This is a genomic window from Methanobrevibacter sp., assembly GCF_017427765.1.
In the GTDB taxonomy this organism is placed as follows: Archaea; Methanobacteriota; Methanobacteria; order Methanobacteriales; family Methanobacteriaceae; genus Methanocatella.
This window is the reverse complement of record NZ_JAFRSC010000005.1, coordinates 58714-77664: the sequence shown is the minus strand read 5'-3', so window position 1 is coordinate 77664 and position 18951 is coordinate 58714. Positions and strand designations below refer to the sequence as shown.

Genomic DNA, 18951 nt, shown 5'->3' with positions numbered 1-18951 from the left:
TCTAAATTCGTTCGACTTGCATGGCTTAATCGAATCCCAATAGCAGTAACATCTGCCAGGATCAAACAGAATTGAACACATAACAGACATAATAAAAGTAAAGATTATTATGAAGTACGCTAAAAAAACATAGACGAGTATACACTAAATTTGAAACAAATCAATTTGTAACTAATTCACCACATCTACAAAACCAACATCATACTTGAGAAAATTCAAGTACTCACTAAAGTATAGCTACATGCGGAAAAGCAGTCATCATTGTCATAATTGTTAATACAATAAAACTTAGACCAACGCCATAAAAACATATAGCACATCTAATAGACAGATGAATTTCACTAACAAACTCAATTAAAAAATATTGCAATTAATATTAAAAATTCAAAATAAATAATTATATTAAATTTTTAATCAAAATACGTATTAAAATAATATTATTTAATAAAATAATTATTATAAAAAACAATTTTTGTAAAAATTTTTAAAATGCTAAAAAAATTGATTTAAAAAAAATTAGTAACTTAAATTATTAAATAAAGAACAAGAGACAATATTCAACCTAAAAATAACAAGAAAAAAACTAACTAGTATATAAATATAACTATAAAATTTAATTAATCCAACTTTTTTCTAATTACAGAAATTATTCTAGTTAAACTTCTATGCATCTTAATTCCATACTGCTCAACAATTTCAAAACCTACTTCATCAGCCATAGGTTTTAAATCAACATAATGAGGACTTGCCATACACAGATATGCGTCATCTTTCATATTATTATAAATAGAATGGAAAAACTCTTTAAAAATATCATTACCTTCAATGTCACCAGTTGAAGTTGAAATACCATATGGCGGATCTGTAACAACACTAGCAACTTTTTCATACATCTTAAGCTCTCGAACATCCAGATTAAAGGTTCTATAATCAGTAATTCCATAATGCTCTAAATTGATTGCAGTTCCATTTTTCATTTTCCAGTAAATATCCGAACCAACAACCTTACATCCAATTAAACCCGCTTCTATAAGTATCCCTCCAGTTCCGCAAAAAGGATCAAGCAGCAGTTGGCCCTCTTTAACTCTAGATAAATTGACCATACATCTAGCCAATTTAGGACTCATGGAACCCGGATAGAAAAACGGCCTTTTATGAGGTTTACTTTCTTCAAAATGTTTCTTATTTAATTTAATTTTTTCAACAGCTACATAAACCGTATTTTCAAAGGCAACGAGTCTGACTAATGATTTAGGATTTCTTAGTTTAACTTTAATATTATCACAGTTAGACAATATCACTGATCCCGCATTTCGCTCAGTTGCAACCGTATCAATTTCTGAATTGAATCTCTTTACACGAACAGCAAATGTCTCAGTAATATAATTAGACCAGTCAACTGATGAAATATCCTCAATCAGTGTCTCGATAGATGATTTTAAAATAAGTTCATGAACTTCATGAGTATAACCTAAACGTTTTGTTAAAATTTTATAATACTCATCAAGATTATCTTCTGGAATATCTTTTAGAATTACAAGGCCGCTTGTGACAACCTCAATACCAGTTTGAATAGTTTCACATTCAATTACGGCTTTAAGTTCAGCCAGAGGCAATTGAGGATGCTCCTGAGACTGTATGCATAGTAATTCCATTAAAATTCACCAAAAATAATTATTTTTTAAATTTATCAAAATGCCTTCTTATAACAGTTTCACTAGAATCATCTGTTTCATCTACTTGCTCTTGTTGATTTTGATAAACTCTTTCAACACTTTCATTATAATAACTTTCTGATTCGTTATCATCATAGTAATTATCGCTACCTGCAGAATAATTACTCCTTACTTCATTATAATAACTGTCATCAGAAAAACCGTTTCTATTTCCCTCATAAGTTATATCATCATCATAATTTTCCATAGCACGATTCATATTATAATCCAAATCATCATAGGGTTCATATTCATATTTATTATTTTCTTGAAAATCAAATTCTTCAGGGTAATATTCATATTCTCTTCTTTGATATGAATTTTTTTCATGGCCTATTGGAGTTATAGGTTCATATTCGTCATAATAATCATCCCGATTTGAGAAATTATCATTATGATAATTGATTTCGGGAGTCCTGAGATTATTAGGAGGCCTATTTATATAACCTCTAGGAGGTTCTTGGAACCTTCTATTTCCTAACATGTTGGAGAATATAATATCTTCAACTTCAGCGGCGTTAGAAATATTTTCAAGTTTGATTTGATTATTATCATAAGCACTGAATGCTGAAACAGTACCAACATTAAATAATTTAGCAAAAATGCTTTGAGAAGTGTTAATATCCTGAATGGCAGTGTAAGGCATGTAATTTTTTTTAGTTGACAATATGCCTGACTTAATAATAATTCTAGTATCTGTTAATGTATATTCAATAGAATACCATTTAACAAGCTGCCATATCATATATACAATAATAACAAGTATAACAACAAAGAAAGCTATTGCAGAATATCTGGTTAAAGGCAGCTGAATACGAGATATTAAATAAACCTGCATTTCACCAATGAACTGTATAACTTTAGGTGAAACAACAAAAACAATAGCTAATAAAACTAAACCATAAATAACTTTTTTACAACCTAAAATCATATTTGGTTTTGTTTTATAAAGAACTCTTTCATGAGCTCTTTCATCATTTTTATTAAATAACATAATTATACTATTAGAATTACTTTTAAATAAAGTTTTACAAAAAAAGTGTTAAAAAAATAAGCCTCAGCTCGCCCATCATTCATCACATATCAGAGCTCATAGGGTTCATCATTGGCTTATTTCATTAATCAGAAAAAATATTAGTTTAACCGAACATTACTCCGGCTTCTGTATTGAATATCTCTTCCTCTTTAGTTTTACTCATGACTTTATCAATTGCATCCATAAAGTCATCGACTGTAATCTTATCACGTTTTTCACGAATTGCAAACATACCTGCTTCAGTACATACTGCCTTTAAATCAGCTCCTGAAAGCCCATCAGTTAAATCACTGAGCAAATCAAGGTCTGCTTCTTCGTCTAGAGACATGTTTTTAGTGTGGATTTTAAGAATCTCTTTTCTTCCATCAATATTTGGAAGAGGAACTTCAATAAATCTGTCAAAACGGCCAGGACGCAATAATGCAGGGTCGAGGATATCCGGTCTGTTGGTAGCTCCAATAATACCAATGTCTCCTCTGGATTCAAAACCGTCAAGTTCTGCGAGCAATTGCATTAATGTTCTTTGAACTTCCCGATCCCCACTAGTGGAACTTTTAAGTCTTTTGGCTGCAACAGCATCAAGCTCATCAATGAAAATAATTGCAGGAGCTTTTTCTTTTGCAAGTTCGAATACTTCACGAACCAGTCTTGCACCTTCACCAATGTATTTTTTAACAAATTCTGAAGCTACAATTTTAATGAATGTAGCATTGGTTTCATTAGCTACCGCTTTAGCAAGTAATGTTTTACCGGTTCCGGGAGGACCATATAACAATATTCCTTTAGGAGGTTCAATACCTACTTTTTCAAATAATTCCGGTTCGGTTAAAGGCAATTCTACAGTTTCTTTAACTTCTATAATCTGTTCTTCCAAACCACCGATTTTGTCATAAGTAATGTCTGGTTTTGTTTCAATTTCCATACCTGAAACATTAGCATCTTTTTCAGACGGCAATACTTCAACAATACCGAAAGTCTGCTGGTTGAGTGCAACTCTAGAACCCGGCACCAATAATTTTTCATCTAAGAATTTTGAGTAATTAACAAGAAAACTAGGTCCTGTGCTACTTTTAACAGTCATTCTATTATCATCTAAAACTTCAGTAATAGTAGCTAACACTAAAGGAGGGGATCTAAATCTATCCACTTCTGAACGTAAAGATTTAGTTTCTCTTTCTAATCTAATCTTTTCATTTTCAATTAGGACTTTATCCTTTTCTAATTTCCTAACTTTCCACATCAAGTTACTTTTAGCTTTGGATTTTTCTTCTCTTAAAGAATCGATTTCTTCTTTTAGAAATTCTACCTGTTCTATCAATTGTTCTTTAGAAGAATTTTCCAAATCATCAAAATCATTCATGTGAATCATCTCCAGTTAGTTTTAATAAAATTTCATATACATGTTACTTTAATAACAATTTGTAATTTTAAAGTATTTAAAGGTATTCATTTTATTGTATACTAACAATTATTAATAAGGAATTTAATATAATATAATTAAAAAAGATAGGAAACTGATTAATATGGAATGCGAAATTTGTGGTAAACCAGTACCAGAACATAATCCAATAAGAGCAAAAATTGAAGGATCAGTTATGGTTGTTTGTAAAGAGTGTTCAAAACTTGGAAAAATTCAAAAAGCTCCTCCAAAACCAAGATATGTACAGCAAAAAAACAAACAGCAAAAAAATACAAAAAAGAAAACATATTCAAGAAGAGATGAGCCTTCTGAAGAATTGATTGAAGATTTTAGCAATGAAGTTAGAAAAGCAAGAGAATCTAAAAACTGGTCACGAGAAGATTTGGGTCGCAAAATTAATGAAAGGGTTTCAGTCATTACCAGGATTGAAACCGGAAAAATGACACCAGACAATAAACTAACCAAAAAACTGGAAAAAACATTGAACATAAAATTGCTTGAAGAAGTAAATAATGTTGATTTAAATCAGTTTATAAACAGTTCCTCAGGTGAGAGAACTTTGGGAAATGTCATGAAAATCAAAAGGAAATAGCTATTTTTTAAGATAGCTATTTAATTTTTCATTTTTAACATACCTATTTTTTCCTTTAATTTTATAATCAATCATCCCCTCATTTTTGGCCTTATGTGAATAGTATCCCGGAAAACCCTCTGCTTCATCCAACATCTCCTGAAGCTGGGTATAACCCTCATATTCATCACTTACAACCACCACATGAGCCGGAGGATGAATTTTTTTAACCTGCATGATGCTTAAGGTAGTATCTTCTTTAACAAAAAAAGCGGTTGCTACATTAGATTTTGTTTTAAGAGTGGAATTTAAAATTTTTTCAACTAAAGAATCGGCGAATTTAGAATCAATGACCCTAGGTTTTGTAACCAAATTCAAGTTTCCGTGCCTTTCCATATCTGCAATTGCACTAAGTAATTTTGAATTGTTTTCCCCTCTAACTAAAATCAAAGCCATAATAATCACTATTTAAAAAAATAAAAGGTGAAAAATCACCTGTTTTGGAAAGATTTCAATAGCCTAGTTCTGAATACAACAAGCAATATCAATATTATTCCAACTGCCGTTTGAATACTTCCCAGTATATTTAAAATATTTCCGTCAACCGGTAAATCCCAGGAAGGTGAAGATCTATCTCCAGGCAATGCATTATAATAGACACCAACCGCTTTAGAACCCTGTTTTACATTAATGTCTTTAGGTTCCACATGGTCAACACCCATTAACAAACCATTATTGATAGCTCTGTTAATTGAACCTGCAATGGCTGATGCATCATAACCGTATTTAGCAACAGATGCCTCAACGATTTCTTTAGTAGTTGCGGCCAAACCAGATTTATCACTTCCATAAACCGATACACTTACCGAGTTAGGGCTAACCGTTAAAGCATTACCCAATGCTTCGTAAGCATAAACAACTCTCAGTTCACCATCACAAACAGGACATCTGTCATAACCTTCAGATGCAGGGTATCCCATACCCCATCCGCAGTTATCACAAACTTTAGAATATTGCTCATCCATCGGATAACCAGTTTCATTCATATCTTTTGGAGTAAACATGTCACCTGTAGAAATTCCAGAAACAAGATTTACTCCACCACCACCGTATTTTTCACCGGAATCATTAGCTACTTCCCCCATAGCCTCTGAAAGAATTGTGGTAGCTGGATAACCATCACGAATCATTTTACCAATATTCATAGCAGTTTCTTTTCTAACATAATCAGCAGTACCATATAAAGGATTTCCATTAGTATTTCTCAAGTGAATAATAGCTCCTTTTTGACCAGGCTGTAAAGTAGCAACACCACTATTATAAGGAGTAACTTTAATAGTGTTACTTGCATCATCTACAGTAATGACATAAGCATCAAAAGACCCGCCAATAGCAGCACCAATATTTGGACCACCTACAAGAAGACGAGCCCCCTTATAACTAGAAGCTATAGAAGCAGCAGATGCTGCAGAAACATTTTTCTCTAAACTTGCAACAGCTTCAACAATAGAATCCAACCTAGTATCAGAACTACCAGTACCCCCTGAGAGCACTGCAAACTGATTATTCTTTGACATTAAAAATGTAGACTGGAACATATTCTCTGCAAAGGACATACTCCCTGCTGCCGCACCATTAGGATCTTGACCTGTAGGGTCAGTGATGACAATGATGTTACAGGTAGCTGCAACACTACTCATTGTTAATAAAAATATTACTAAGAAAATAATTGATATTTTAATCTTATTTAAATTCATCCATCTAACCCCTAGTCTTATTCTCCAATTCGACAGAAGAAAAGTCTTCTATAACCGTAACTGTTACGACACCAGTATTTTTATCTACCTGAACATCTGCAGCAGTAATAGGAGTCACAGATGTACCTGGAACCGTAGATTGTGTTGCAAACTCCTGGGCCGTTTGAAGGGCATCCTGCAGCGAAACTTCTCTTTTGGAAGTCTTTAAAACATCATCATAAATTACACTACCGTCCCTAAAACCTGCTTGCATAACATTTGCCCTAATAGTATCCACGGGAACTATATCATTACCTTTTACAATAATTCCGGAAATTGGAATACCATTATTAATCTCATCAGAAGACGCAAAAGCCACATAAGTAATTAAACGACCACAAACAATTAGCAAAAATGCGAGTAATAAAATAATTAATGTGTCTCTTCTAATCTTAATAAACATGTTTATATCCTCTTAAGCACTTTATTCTTTTTAAAAGAATAAATTATACATTTATTATATTAAGTTAATATGATATTTAAATTTATATTATGTCCTTTAATAGAGACTCTGCAGGATCCATTCCCTGAGCTCCAATTAGTAAAATAATATCTTTTTTATCTGCTTTTTTGTAGGTATCCCTTAAGCATTCTTCTAAATTATCAAAATGAATAAATTCCACACCATTATTTTTTAAAGTATTGAAGAATACTTCTTTTTCCTCATCTTCGACAAAATTCAAATCATTTACAACATCACAGCTTGAAGATAAGACCAGCTCAATATTATCATCCATTGACTCAACAATAGCTTCAACATTCAGCTGATTAATTTCAACTCCCCTTGAGCCTCTGATAGCGCATACGACATACAATGTCTGGCTTTGACCAAGTAATTTTTTTGTCTCTGAAATGGTTGCTCTAATTCCATCAGGATTATGAGCAAAATCATCAAAGATTAATGGTTCTTCATGTAATTTGGCAAATCTTCTGTTTAATGGCATATATGACTTTACACCATCAGTTATTATATCTATATCCAAACCCAATGAAACTGTTGCACCTATGGCAGATAAAATATTTTGAATAAAATGATGGCTTTTAAATGGCAATTCATCATTTGTTAAGATTGCATCACCCTCATAAATGATATCATCACCATCATAATAAACTGCATTTTTCTCATCGATTGGTGACATTGATGTATAAAAAGGATTTTCAGCATTCAATTTCATCACCAAATCATCATCATGGTTTAATACACAAACACCATCCCCAATAGCTTTGGGAACAGCAGAAATTTCATCGAATACTTCATCAATTGAATTAACAAGACCAATATGGTCCATGGCAATATTTGTAATAACCCCTACCTTCGGATTAATTGCTTCGCTCATTAATGCGGCATGGTTTTTCATTAGGTTTCCAAGCCAGCCCTGAACCTCGGATACCTCAATGACCAAATAGTCAAGGTCGCCGTTTTCAATTGCTTCATCTGAAATCAATTTAGAAACCATAGGGTCAATTAAGGTGTTAAATTCCGATTCACTGTCGGTATTTGTCAGCACATGATAACCGGCATTATTTAAAATATGATAAATTAAATGTGAAGTGGTTGATTTACCATTGGTTCCAGTAATTACAATATTTGTAGAGTTAGGAGAATATTTGTCAATGGTATGTGAAAGTGCGTAGGCATTGGCCAGTTCTATTTTATCAGTGACAATTAATGGGAAATTTAACCTCTCGGCCATTTCAATAGCACCATCTTTAGGAGTTTGAGTAATCAAACAAGCAATATTTTTATTAAAAGCTATTTCAACTCCACCTGCATCAATCCAATGTCTAATTACAATATCTCCAGTGTGTGAATCATTTAAAAAAGTAAATTTACCAGTAAAACCATCAATAGAGAAAAAATCATCATTACCTATTAGTTTTCCATGTATAGATTGAGCCAAATCCTGAATATCCATTTTATCGCCCCAAAAAAATAATTAGAATATGTACATCTTAGCAAGAATGCCGATTATACATAATAAAGCGGTAAGTCCCCAATAGCTTAATACAATCTTTGTTTCGGACATACCATAATGATTTAATGTGTGATGTAGCGGTTCAACAGGCAATTTAATAATATGTGCTCTGTGAAGTAAACTTACAATAACAGAAACAATTGGAACTCCCAATGCGAGAACGCCAAAGTAAGGAACATCACATATTATTACCGCAGCAGCAAATCCAGTACCTAATACAAAGGATCCAGTATCTCCCATAAATATTGAAGCGGGATGTTTGTTAAATACTAAAAATCCTAAGCATAAACCAGCAAGAATTAAAAATGGAGGCATGATATCTGCAGGCCCGAATAAATATCCATATGCACAACATGCAATAGATGCAATACCTACTATACCTGCTGCAAGACCATCCATACCATCAATTAAATTAACAGAATTTATACAACCTAAAATAGCTACTATAACTACTGGAATGGCTAAAATACCTAACTGAAAACCGCCTAAAGTTGTGCCAACTCCAGTTAATGCCAAAAATAATCCCAAAACAATTTGACATATAATTTTTTCAAGTTCTTCAGGTTCTGTCTTGATTGGAACTTCACCGATTACTTCAACTTTGCCTGCTTTTAATAAGTCATCCACTTCAGCTTTTGCTTTTGGTGTAGCTACACGAACTTCCTCTCCAGGTTCAACATCCAGTCTTCCCAAAGCAATTACTTCATCCGAAGTGTTTACAACAATTTTTTGAATTTCTTTAACTTTAAGACCAATTAAATCATCCACCATCCCCACTATTCCGCCAGCAAGCATAATGAAAGATAAAATTAAAATAGGAGTATTTTGATAATACAAAGCCATTATCAAAGATATTGTAAATAAGAATGCAATACCACCCATTGTTGGAGTACCGCTCTTGTGTCTATGTTCACTAACTATAGGATTATCAGCAATCCTTGCTTGGATTAATATTCTTCTAACATACCATGTAAATAATATTGTAGCACATAATGTTATTAAAAAAAGAATTAACATATCTGTATTATTCATTATACCACACTATAAATCTTTAAACTATTAAGTTATCTATTGATAATAGTATATAATTATAACTTATAACACAGAGTTAAGTTAATTTATCAACTAATTTTTCAAGTTCTTCTTTGGAGTTAGCTCTCGCAGTAACTCTTTGATAACCTTCAGGACCATGAACAACAAAATCATTATATTCAAAGGATTTTACAGGGTCCTTTGGACTAGGTCCTTCATAGTTACCGATTGGAATTTCAGTAGAATAATAATATTCAAGTTTATCAGATATATTTGCAAGTGAAAATTCGCCAATAGCCATATTAACCAGTTCACATAAAGAATTGACAGCACATGTGGCAGTGGTCAAATATCTAGTACCATTAGGTCTGGTATTGACTTCAATAGCATATAACTGGTCCTTTTTGTGAGAATACATGAAATCCATTTCAAAAATTCCATCTGAAGCAAGATTTTTAGCAACTTTATAGGCGGCATGCTGAACTAGATTATTATCTAATCCCTCAACCATGCAAGGTCCTGTTTTGACTTTTTTTAACGGATGAGTTCCTTCAAGGGTTGTTTCACCTTTATAAATTGGAGGTAGTGCAACATATTCCCCATTGAAACCTAATACTTCAATTGATATTTCAGATCCTTCAATAAATTCTTCGCATAATGCCTGATTGAATTCGTCAAAGTAATCTTTGACATCTTCCATGGATTTGGCAATTTTAATGTCCTTTCCGCCCTGACCTTCACCCTGTTTTAAAACTACAGGAAACTCAAGTTCAAGTTCATCAGGACTGTTTAAAATCTGATAATTAGGAGTATTAATGCCTATTTCTTTGTAAAATTCTTTAGTATTGATTTTATTGGAAGTGAGTTCCACAGCTTTTACGCCTGCAGCTATAACTGGAATGCCATATTCTGCTTCAACTTCTTCTTTCATGTGTGCGACATCAATTAATGGAGGATCAATTCCAATTAAAGGCACTATTGCATCGACATTTTGCATTAGCGCAACCTGTTTTGGACCATCCATTCCACGAGGCACGATAAATACCTGATCTGGAAGGTCCAGATTAATAGCTTCCTCATTTGATTCTGTAAGGACGCTTTCTATACCTTTACTTCTTACATACCAATCAATGTCATCATATAATCTTGAACCAATAAATAAAATTTTCATAATATAATTCCTTTTAATATATTTACAAAATCATTTGCTGATTTTTCAACAACTTCTGTTGGTTTGTCGGCATAATCCATAGATTCCGGCTCAAATCCAACAAAAGATATTCTTATGTCCGAATCTTTTTCTAGAAATTTAACAAAAAATGATAATGACATGGAATGAGTTGAAATTCCAATATTTGCAAAGTCATATCTGTTTACAATTTTCATTTCTCCAGGTTCCTCATCCATTAAACATGCATCAACCATAATTAAATGTGAGGGGTTTTCCTTTCTGATTTTACCTGTGAAGTTTTCAGGAACAGTTTGAGAATCAATAAAAAGCAATTTATCATTTTCAATGTCTTCTTCTTTTAATTTTTTAATTATATAGGGCCCAACTCCATCATCGCATTTAAGCTCATTACCCACACCCAATACAATTAATTTTTCAAATCCTTCTAAAAAATTACTTAATTGATCTTCAAAAGTCATCGATTTCACCATAGAATATCTGTTTTAATACTCTCAATTCCGTTTCCCATAATATATTTTAATTTTACATTTATTAAATCCTTGCTTTTTACATGCTGTTCTTCTATTGGAATCAATAAAGGCGGGTTTAGCATAGGGGTCGGCCCACAAATTATATTGTCGTTGAGTTTTGTAAAAGTTGTTATTTTTAATCCATTTACAGTTCCATCCTTATTAGCTTTAATATGTAATTCCGTTTCAAAGTCAGGATTAATTTCATCTGAAAAATCAAATTCCGAGTAAATTACCGAATCAGAGTAACTTTCATAAACTGCACACTCATCCCAGTGAATATATTCCCTTTGCATATTCACCAGCTCACATGAATTAATGATTCCCTTTGGAATAATTGTTCCATCTTCTTTTAGGAATCTACGGGCATGATTTAAAACGGGAACCTGCTCCTCATCTATCAAAGCAGTGTCCATCATTTCACAAACAATCAAATCTGCTTTTTTTTCAAAATTATGATTCAGCACATCTTCATTAATTACGTTTACATTTCCAAAATCGGCTAAATTCTCTTTTGCACATTTACTTGCTGAAGAGTTAATTTCTAAAGCCAACACTTCATCAAAATAAGAACTTAAAAAATAGGACAGAATGCCGCTGCCACAACCTAAATCATAAGCAACATTTGTTAAACCACCATAGTCGTTAATTGCTTCAAAAAAACTGGCTAATCTGTCATAATCATTTAATAAGTCAAAATGGTATTTGGTGGTTTTAAACTTCATGAAAAAAAGAAATAAGAGGATTAATGATGGTGTCCGTGGTCATGGGAGTGACCAGGTTCATTAAAATCTTCTCCATTAGCAGTACTTGTGAGTTTTACGTGTTCAACACCTTTAAGCCTCATAATCCTTTCAGTCAAATCACGAATTTCTGCAATATCCCCATTTACAACAACAATTTCCATACAATATTTGTCAGTCATGTGAATATGCATACTGGTGTTTATTTCATTTCTGAAACTGTGTTGAATTTCTGCTAAGTTTTCCATTACTCCAGTGTAGTGGTGGTCATAAATAATTGTTACAATACCAATTCTTTGACCTTCCATAGAGTTCATCCATTGATATCTTACAATATAGTCCTGAAGAGCATCACGAATTCCTTTAGAACGTGACTGATATCCCCTTTCTTTTAAGACTTCGTCAAAATCTGCTAGTAATTTCTTAGGTAATGACATACTTATTCTCATCATAACAAAACACATCAAAATAATTATTCTTATTAAATAATAATTTATTGATAAACTTATATAAATGTTATGATTAAATTGAAAAAAAATATTACTAATGAATGTAATAAATTAAAAAAAAATTATTCAACGAGAAGATAATATTCCCCGTCATCCTTATTTATAGTTTTCAAAAGACCCTTGTTCTGTAATGACAATATAATATGATACATTCTGAAATTAGTAAGTTTCAAATCACCATACAGCAAATGGCCTTCTAAAGTATATTTTGAGATGAGATTCTTATCGTCGACCAGCTCTTGAATTAGTTTATATGACTCCTTTTCTTTCATGTTCAACTCTAATTCTTCAATATCTTTTTTAGAGTTTACTGTATTGATTTCTTTTTCATGTTCAGATAAAGTGACTTTATTATCTTTAAAGATTGCTAAACCTTTTGCATCCAGTTCCTCTAAAATCTGAACCAAATCATACTCATGAAAACCCAAATCTTTTCTTAAAACATTAAATGGAATTCCCTCAGGATATTCTATATTGAATATTTTTATTTGGTCTAAAACAACTTCTTCATTTTTAGTAATGGTAATCATATAATCATCAAATTAGTCTATGTTAATTAATTAATAGCTCATATTACTTAATAGTTATCCCAACTGCAGTTCATTTTCCAAAGCTTTTGCTTCCTGCCTATTTTTTTCGGCATTTTCTTCGGGAGTCAAGTCAAAAGGCCTTGTGAAAAACAAATCAATATCATCAACTACCTGACAGATTGACATGTGCACCAATTCCTTTAAAGCTAAGCTTTTTTGGACCCTGTTTAATGATTCATCACTGTAAATTTTATCATAATCCTTTTTGTAATCTTCACGTATTTTTGCGGGATCCAAATCTTTCAATAGTTTTTCTTCTTCATAATCTTCAGTTAACACTAAAAAATTGATTAATTCAGTTTTTTCTTCTGTGAAATCCTTATCTTCATTTTCAATTACATTATGGAAATATTCACTGACAGATTGAAAAACATCCCTTGAAAAATTCCCGGTTAAAATTGCTTCCTTAAATAAATCAAAAGTGCTTGAAATAAAGTATTTTCCATTTTCTTCTTTTGTATGGAAAACTAGCTCATTTTCAACATTGGCAACATATTGAATAATGACAATATCTTTAGCTTTTTTAAAAGATTTGACATTGAATTTAGTGTCTTTTAATTTATAATCAGCATTCAATTTTAATGAAAGTTCAATACTTTCAATATCCTCTTTTGAAATCTCCATAAATTCATCACTCATAATAACTTCCCCATTATTTGTTTAAGTTTTCCCATTAATATATTTTTATTAACAATGAAAATATAATAAAAAATATGGAAGCTGAAGACATTTTACAGGAACTTAAAGAATTATCTCCACAGGAAAATATTAAAAAATCAGAACTTATGGAGATACTTAAAAAATATGCTGCAATAATCTCAGTTTATGATTTAATGATTGCTTCAGCCCGTATGAGAAAAGATGGAGAATTTGTTCATGCAAATTATAGGGAAAAATATTTAGAAATTTACATTAAATATTTCCTAATGCGTATGAAGGAAGTTTTGCAAAATGATAGTTATAATGATGCAAACATTGATAAAAATGCATATGATGACTCTTTCCCGATGCTTGAGAGAACTTTTGAAAAAGAAAGATTTAGTGAAAACGATGATAAGTTCCCATTGATATATGTAATTACTGCATTATATACAACATTTATTCTAGAAGAACCAATACACCCTGTTGGCAGCGAATTTCCAGGAAGTCTGAAAGTTGAAAATAGAAATGGAGAATATTTATGTCCGGTAAAGGACAATCAAAAAGACAATCCAAATGCAATTTGCCATTTATGTCTTGCTGAGCAAACACCCGATATTTAGAGGATAAAATGAATATTTGTTTATATGGCTCTGGAAGCAGAAAAATAGATGAAATTTACACCAGCCAAGCTTACGAATTAGGATGTGAAATGGCTAGGCGAGGCCATACATTGGTTTTTGGTGGAGGAGATACAGGAATGATGGGAGCTTGTGCTCGAGGAGTTCACGACAATAACGGCAAATCCCTTGGAATTGCACCTGAGTGGATTGGAGATTTTGAACCACTATGCAAAGAGTGCAGCGAATTTATTTATGTTGATACGATGGACGAACGGAAAGCGGAATTTGTGAAAAATTCGGATGCATTCATTATCTCTCCGGGAGGCATAGGCACATTAGATGAATTTTTTGAGATTATAACCCTTAAAAAATTAAAGCAACACGATAAAGAGATAATCATTTTTAATATTGACCATTTTTTCGATAAAATGCTTGAGATGATAGATGAAATGGGCGAAAAAGGATTTCTTTACAAACAGGAAGATATTTTTAAAACCGCAAATACTCTTGAAGAGGTTTTTAAAAAATTAGGGTGAACAGATGATAAGCGACATTAAAGCTTTAAAAATAGCTGAAAAACTTGAAACTGCAGATATTGATATCAAAAAGACAATTGAAAAAGCAACAACTGCAGGTTATCTTGGAGAAAAGCATTTTTATTGTACTGTACTTGAATATGGTGGTGTTACCCATACTGTCCCCGAAGTATTGGGCGACAGATACAAATCACAGCCATTAGATAATCTGTATTATGACATAATATCCAAAGCACTCGATTTAGAAGGCATTTACATTTCACTGGCTTATTGCAGTTCCAATTTAAATATTCCAGATGAGGAATGCACAGAAATAATTGAATATGATGATTATGACCTTGATGAAGACGAATATGAATATATGGTGCAATACTCATTAATTTCAGCAGACAGCATTAAGAAATTTAAAATTTATGCTGAAGAAGGAATATCCTCACCCAAACCAACAGACGATATGGGGATTATAACCAACATAATCAATGGAGAGTATGAAACTCATTTTGCACTCAGATCAACAGATTTATGCATGTCCAGCTTTAAGGTCATGCCGTTAAGTGACAAATTCCCAAAAGAGCACCCGCTATCCTTTAAAAATCCAATAAATAAAATATTAATAGAAATGGTTAATAAAGCAATAATATTAAAATAAAAAAAAGGAACAGGAAATTATTCCCATTCAGTTGAATTTACATTGTTTAACTTATTAAATTCCATAAGATTGTCAAATGTTTCATTGAAATCAGTTTTATCATCAATTCCTCTTTTTGCAAAATCAATGATAAATTTTACACCATCAACTTCTATTAGCTCAAATGAACCTTTTTCGTTCACACTTCCATCTACAAAGTTGTAAGTGTTATTTTCTCCTTCAAATACAGTATAATCATTTGTGGAGTCATTGGTTATATAATCTTTAGCATCGTCATCCCTGTGAGCTACTACCGATAAAATTTGGGAAGGCTGTTTTGAAGAATCATAAAGAACATAAACGCCATCACCAACATCTTCAAAATCATTTGGAACTGTGAAATCTGTTGCTTCAACAGCCACTACAACTCCAATTATCATTAATAACAAAATTAAGAAAAATGAAATTTTTTTAAACATAATAATTTCTCCCAAAGTTAATTATATCTATTAATATATTTAAATTAATTTATCGATTGATGAATCCAAATAATTCTTTAACAGATTGACAATTGGTCCAATAATTATTGCAGATATTATTGTACCTTCACGAACACCTGCAAGATATCCTAAAAATATAATCGATGCCGCCGCAGCAATTATAACCATCGAAGTATCAACATAAGGCTTTACTTTTGCAAATTCTCTATTTAAAACTTTTGATATAGCATATATAAATCCATCCGCAGGCAGATAGACAACTTCAGTTTTAACTTCAAGTAAAACTCCCAATGCAATAACTACACAACTTATTAACAATACTAAAATCTGTGAGATATAATCAATAGGATTTAAAAAGCTAACCAACATCAGTGAAAAATCAATGCAAGCGGAAAATATTGTACCCATCACTATCTGAAGCAATTGTCTTTTTTCAAAATCTTTTTTAAGGAGAATGATCTGTATTGAAATCAGAATTATATTAAAAATAAATGTCACAGTTCCAACACTCAATTTGGAAATCAAACTGCAGACATATGGAATGGAAATCAGTGGTGCTGTGCCCAAATTTGCTTTAATAGATATGGCTGCACCTAATGATATCAAGAAAAGTGAAATAAAATAAATTAAATATCTATTAAACTGCTTTAACTCCATAATTACCTACTCGCCGCCTTTAAGTGATTCCACCATATCTAAATCTTTAATCTTTTTAGAAAACATCAAGTTTACAATTATTGATAGCGAAAATGTTATTACAGCTGTCGGCAAAATGGTTGTAATAGATGTTGAAGGCACTACATAATATGAATCTCCTGCTGATTGCCACATCACTTTTAATATGTAATCCCCCAAAGGAATACCTAATACAAATCCAAGTGATGTAAACCATAAATTCTGCGTCAGTAACAGCTTTCGAAGTGCTCTCGTTTTAAACCCTAAAATCTTTAAAGTTGAAATTTCCCTTTCAATTTCTACAAAAGACAACAACCCCAAATTATAAAGCACAACTACAGCCAAAATAGATGCAAATAATATTAACATATATATTAATACCCATGCTGCCAGCATAAAATAATGCCAACTATCTATTTGAGATTGCTTATAACTGACTGACTTAATGGCTGAATAATTCTTATCAACATGCTCAGCAGTTACAATAATTGTTGGAGTATAGTTTAAATCGAAATCTTTAAACTTTTCTTTTGACATCATAATTCCCTGCGAATTAGGATCTGCATGAATCTTATCTATTTTTGTTTTAATCCATTTATTCGAATCCATAACATGCCATTTTATCTCATCACCAACGCCAACATCCAACATTTCAGCCATTTTCTTGGATATTGAAACCTCATCATCTTTTATTTCAATATTATTCCGATTACTATCCGTTGGAGTGAATAATTCACGACCATCAAAAACTAAAAGGGATCCCGATTTTTTAGCTGATGGAGATTCTATTTCAATAAATTTCTCAATAATTTCATCACCATGAACCTCATTTGCAACCTCATCAATTTCAGACTGACTGGCACCATTATCAACAATTAATTTTGTATCATAATGGTTAGTTTGATAAAATTCCCATTCAGTTAACTCATTTACGGAATCGTACAAACCAAATGCACATACCAAAAGTGAAGTGCAACCAATTACACCAATTACTGTCATTAATGCTCTGAAATTATTCCTTTTGGCATCACGATAATTCCATCGCAAGTTAAATGATAACTTATGCCAGAATTTGAACCTTTCCATGAGCCCTTTAGATGAAAACATTGGTTTTTTTGGCTTAATAGATTCTGATGGTTTTTCATCCGAAATGCTTTTTGCCGAATAGAATGAAATTGCCAAAGACAATAACACCATCAAAGCAGCCACATAAACAAAATTATTACTCCATGCAGGTTCCCATGAAGGCATAATAAACATAGACATCATTACAGAATAGATTAATTTAGGTATAATCATCGGTCCCAATATTAAACCTAAAATAGAACCTCCTAAAACTAACCAGAAACCATAGGATAAATAATGCCAAATTATAGTTCGATTTTTAAAACCATTAGCTTTTAAAATACCAATTTGAGTTCTTTGATGAGTAATAATCCGTGTCATTGTTGTTAAAAGAATCAGCATCGAAACCACAATGAATACAACTGGAAAAACATCCGCCATCATTTTATGTAAGCTAATTTGATCTGAAAATAGACTGACACTTGAATGTTCTGATTTTTCAATAAATGAAACATAATATCCATCTAAGCGATAAGATAATAAATCGTCATAAATATCAGGGTCTCCATTAAATTTAACATTTAAAACATTATACGGTACAGTATCGCTAGGAAATGCCTTATAGGACAAATATGCAAATCCAATTTTGTTAAAATCAGGCAAAACCGAATATGATGAAACATGATAAACATATTCCGGAGAGTAACCTAGACCCTTTATTTCTTTGTTGATTTCATACCCTTCAAATTCAAAAGTTATGTTGTCTCCGACATTCAGACCCTTAGCATCAGCAAAACTTTTATCCAACCATACTCCACTTGAATCGTTAATATCTAACGGTTTACCTTCAATCAGATAAAATTTTGATAATGTGTTATTTTCAACAAAGTGCAATCTGACATCGGGTTTGTTTTCAAAATCTGCTTCCGAATCTATTACGACCTGTCTTTCCATTTGTGTGGTTGCACCCAGCAAATACACCTGTTCTAAAAATAAGTCATTTAGGTAAGGTGAATAAATCCATCCATCTGCTAAATTTGTTTCTTCATAAAACTGATTAACATTAGCTTCAAGTCCAAGTGCTTCTCCACCAACCCCCGCAAAGACAAAAACTCCCAAAAAAGCCATTAAAAAAATAGATATGAATTGTATTTTATGCTTTTTGATGTCCCTGAACATCTTTCTTTTCAGCAAAC

21 protein-coding genes are annotated in these 18951 nt (G+C 32.0%); 4 read left to right on the top strand and 17 right to left on the bottom strand.

The window, feature by feature from the left end; translation table 11 throughout:
• Window positions 1-617: 617 nt before the first annotated feature.
• The 3 genes from IJL02_RS00955 to IJL02_RS00945 form a co-directional block, all read right to left on the bottom strand.
• Window positions 618-1655, bottom strand: coding sequence for a TIGR01177 family methyltransferase (locus tag IJL02_RS00955; protein ID WP_292808145.1), 1038 nt, complete (start codon window positions 1653-1655; stop codon window positions 618-620).
• A 19-nt stretch (window positions 1656-1674) separates the two neighbouring features.
• Window positions 1675-2709 carry a PH domain-containing protein gene (locus IJL02_RS00950; RefSeq protein WP_292808144.1) on the bottom strand — a complete coding sequence of 345 codons (1035 nt, stop codon included), beginning with the start codon at window positions 2707-2709 and terminating at the stop codon, window positions 1675-1677.
• A 145-nt stretch (window positions 2710-2854) separates the two neighbouring features.
• Window positions 2855-4111 (bottom strand): proteasome-activating nucleotidase, encoded by a 1257-nt coding sequence (locus tag IJL02_RS00945; protein WP_394357485.1) that lies wholly within the window; start codon window positions 4109-4111, stop codon window positions 2855-2857.
• A gap of 163 nt (window positions 4112-4274) precedes the next feature.
• Between IJL02_RS00945 and IJL02_RS00940 the strand changes: the two genes are divergently transcribed.
• On the top strand, window positions 4275-4763 hold the full coding sequence (locus tag IJL02_RS00940; RefSeq protein ID WP_292808143.1) for a multiprotein bridging factor aMBF1: 489 nt from the start codon (window positions 4275-4277) through the stop codon (window positions 4761-4763).
• Here IJL02_RS00940 and IJL02_RS00935 read toward each other — a convergent pair whose 3' ends face one another.
• The 11 genes from IJL02_RS00935 to IJL02_RS00885 form a co-directional block, all read right to left on the bottom strand.
• On the bottom strand, window positions 4764-5198 hold the full coding sequence (locus IJL02_RS00935) for a DUF356 domain-containing protein (protein WP_292808142.1): 435 nt from the start codon (window positions 5196-5198) through the stop codon (window positions 4764-4766).
• Window positions 5199-5233: 35 nt separating this feature from the next.
• Window positions 5234-6499, bottom strand: coding sequence for a hypothetical protein (locus IJL02_RS00930; RefSeq protein ID WP_292808141.1), 1266 nt, complete (start codon window positions 6497-6499; stop codon window positions 5234-5236).
• Window positions 6500-6503: 4 nt separating this feature from the next.
• On the bottom strand, window positions 6504-6941 hold the full coding sequence (locus tag IJL02_RS00925) for a hypothetical protein (RefSeq protein WP_292808140.1): 438 nt from the start codon (window positions 6939-6941) through the stop codon (window positions 6504-6506).
• An 82-nt stretch (window positions 6942-7023) separates the two neighbouring features.
• Window positions 7024-8454: a Mur ligase family protein gene (locus tag IJL02_RS00920; protein ID WP_292808139.1), complete on the bottom strand. Its 1431-nt coding sequence runs from the start codon at window positions 8452-8454 to the stop codon at window positions 7024-7026.
• Window positions 8455-8475: 21 nt separating this feature from the next.
• Window positions 8476-9546 (bottom strand): glycosyltransferase family 4 protein, encoded by a 1071-nt coding sequence (locus IJL02_RS00915; protein ID WP_292808138.1) that lies wholly within the window; start codon window positions 9544-9546, stop codon window positions 8476-8478.
• Window positions 9547-9622: 76 nt separating this feature from the next.
• Window positions 9623-10717: an acetyl-CoA carboxylase biotin carboxylase subunit family protein gene (locus IJL02_RS00910; RefSeq protein WP_292808137.1), complete on the bottom strand. Its 1095-nt coding sequence runs from the start codon at window positions 10715-10717 to the stop codon at window positions 9623-9625.
• Window positions 10714-11196: a hydrogenase maturation peptidase HycI gene (hycI, locus tag IJL02_RS00905; RefSeq protein ID WP_292808136.1), complete on the bottom strand. Its 483-nt coding sequence runs from the start codon at window positions 11194-11196 to the stop codon at window positions 10714-10716. The genes IJL02_RS00910 and hycI overlap by 4 nt, the downstream gene beginning before the upstream one ends.
• Window positions 11197-11201: 5 nt before the next feature.
• The gene (locus IJL02_RS00900) at window positions 11202-11972 is read right to left on the bottom strand and encodes a methyltransferase domain-containing protein (RefSeq protein ID WP_292808135.1); all 771 of its coding nucleotides are present in this window, start codon (window positions 11970-11972) and stop codon (window positions 11202-11204) included.
• Window positions 11973-11992: 20 nt separating this feature from the next.
• Window positions 11993-12442, bottom strand: a complete 450-nt coding sequence (gene nikR, locus IJL02_RS00895; protein WP_292808134.1) for a nickel-responsive transcriptional regulator NikR — start codon at window positions 12440-12442, stop codon at window positions 11993-11995.
• A 119-nt stretch (window positions 12443-12561) separates the two neighbouring features.
• Entirely contained in the window at window positions 12562-13029 is a 468-nt protein-coding gene (locus tag IJL02_RS00890; RefSeq protein WP_292808133.1) for a hypothetical protein, read from the bottom strand.
• A 54-nt stretch (window positions 13030-13083) separates the two neighbouring features.
• The gene (locus IJL02_RS00885) at window positions 13084-13728 is read right to left on the bottom strand and encodes a hypothetical protein (protein WP_292808132.1); all 645 of its coding nucleotides are present in this window, start codon (window positions 13726-13728) and stop codon (window positions 13084-13086) included.
• Window positions 13729-13802: 74 nt separating this feature from the next.
• On the opposite strand from IJL02_RS00885, the gene IJL02_RS00880 reads away from it, so the two are divergent.
• Genes IJL02_RS00880 through IJL02_RS00870 form a run of 3 tightly spaced genes read left to right on the top strand, consistent with a single transcriptional unit; the run spans window position 13803 to window position 15536 of the window.
• Entirely contained in the window at window positions 13803-14351 is a 549-nt protein-coding gene (locus IJL02_RS00880) for a DUF2115 domain-containing protein (RefSeq protein ID WP_292808131.1), read from the top strand.
• An 8-nt stretch (window positions 14352-14359) separates the two neighbouring features.
• On the top strand, window positions 14360-14887 hold the full coding sequence (locus tag IJL02_RS00875; RefSeq protein WP_292808130.1) for a TIGR00730 family Rossman fold protein: 528 nt from the start codon (window positions 14360-14362) through the stop codon (window positions 14885-14887).
• Between the two features lie 4 nt (window positions 14888-14891).
• The gene (locus IJL02_RS00870) at window positions 14892-15536 is read left to right on the top strand and encodes a hypothetical protein (RefSeq protein WP_292808129.1); all 645 of its coding nucleotides are present in this window, start codon (window positions 14892-14894) and stop codon (window positions 15534-15536) included.
• Window positions 15537-15553: 17 nt separating this feature from the next.
• Here the strand turns inward: IJL02_RS00870 and IJL02_RS00865 are convergent, their stop codons facing one another.
• From IJL02_RS00865 to IJL02_RS00855, 3 genes are read right to left on the bottom strand one after another with little or no spacing between them, the layout of a single operon-like run.
• Window positions 15554-15994 carry a hypothetical protein gene (locus tag IJL02_RS00865; protein ID WP_292808128.1) on the bottom strand — a complete coding sequence of 147 codons (441 nt, stop codon included), beginning with the start codon at window positions 15992-15994 and terminating at the stop codon, window positions 15554-15556.
• 39 nt (window positions 15995-16033) lie between these two features.
• On the bottom strand, window positions 16034-16621 hold the full coding sequence (locus tag IJL02_RS00860; protein WP_292808127.1) for a YitT family protein: 588 nt from the start codon (window positions 16619-16621) through the stop codon (window positions 16034-16036).
• Window positions 16622-16678: 57 nt separating this feature from the next.
• Window positions 16679-18949, bottom strand: a complete 2271-nt coding sequence (locus tag IJL02_RS00855; protein ID WP_292808126.1) for an ABC transporter permease — start codon at window positions 18947-18949, stop codon at window positions 16679-16681.
• Window positions 18950-18951: the final 2 nt, after the last annotated feature.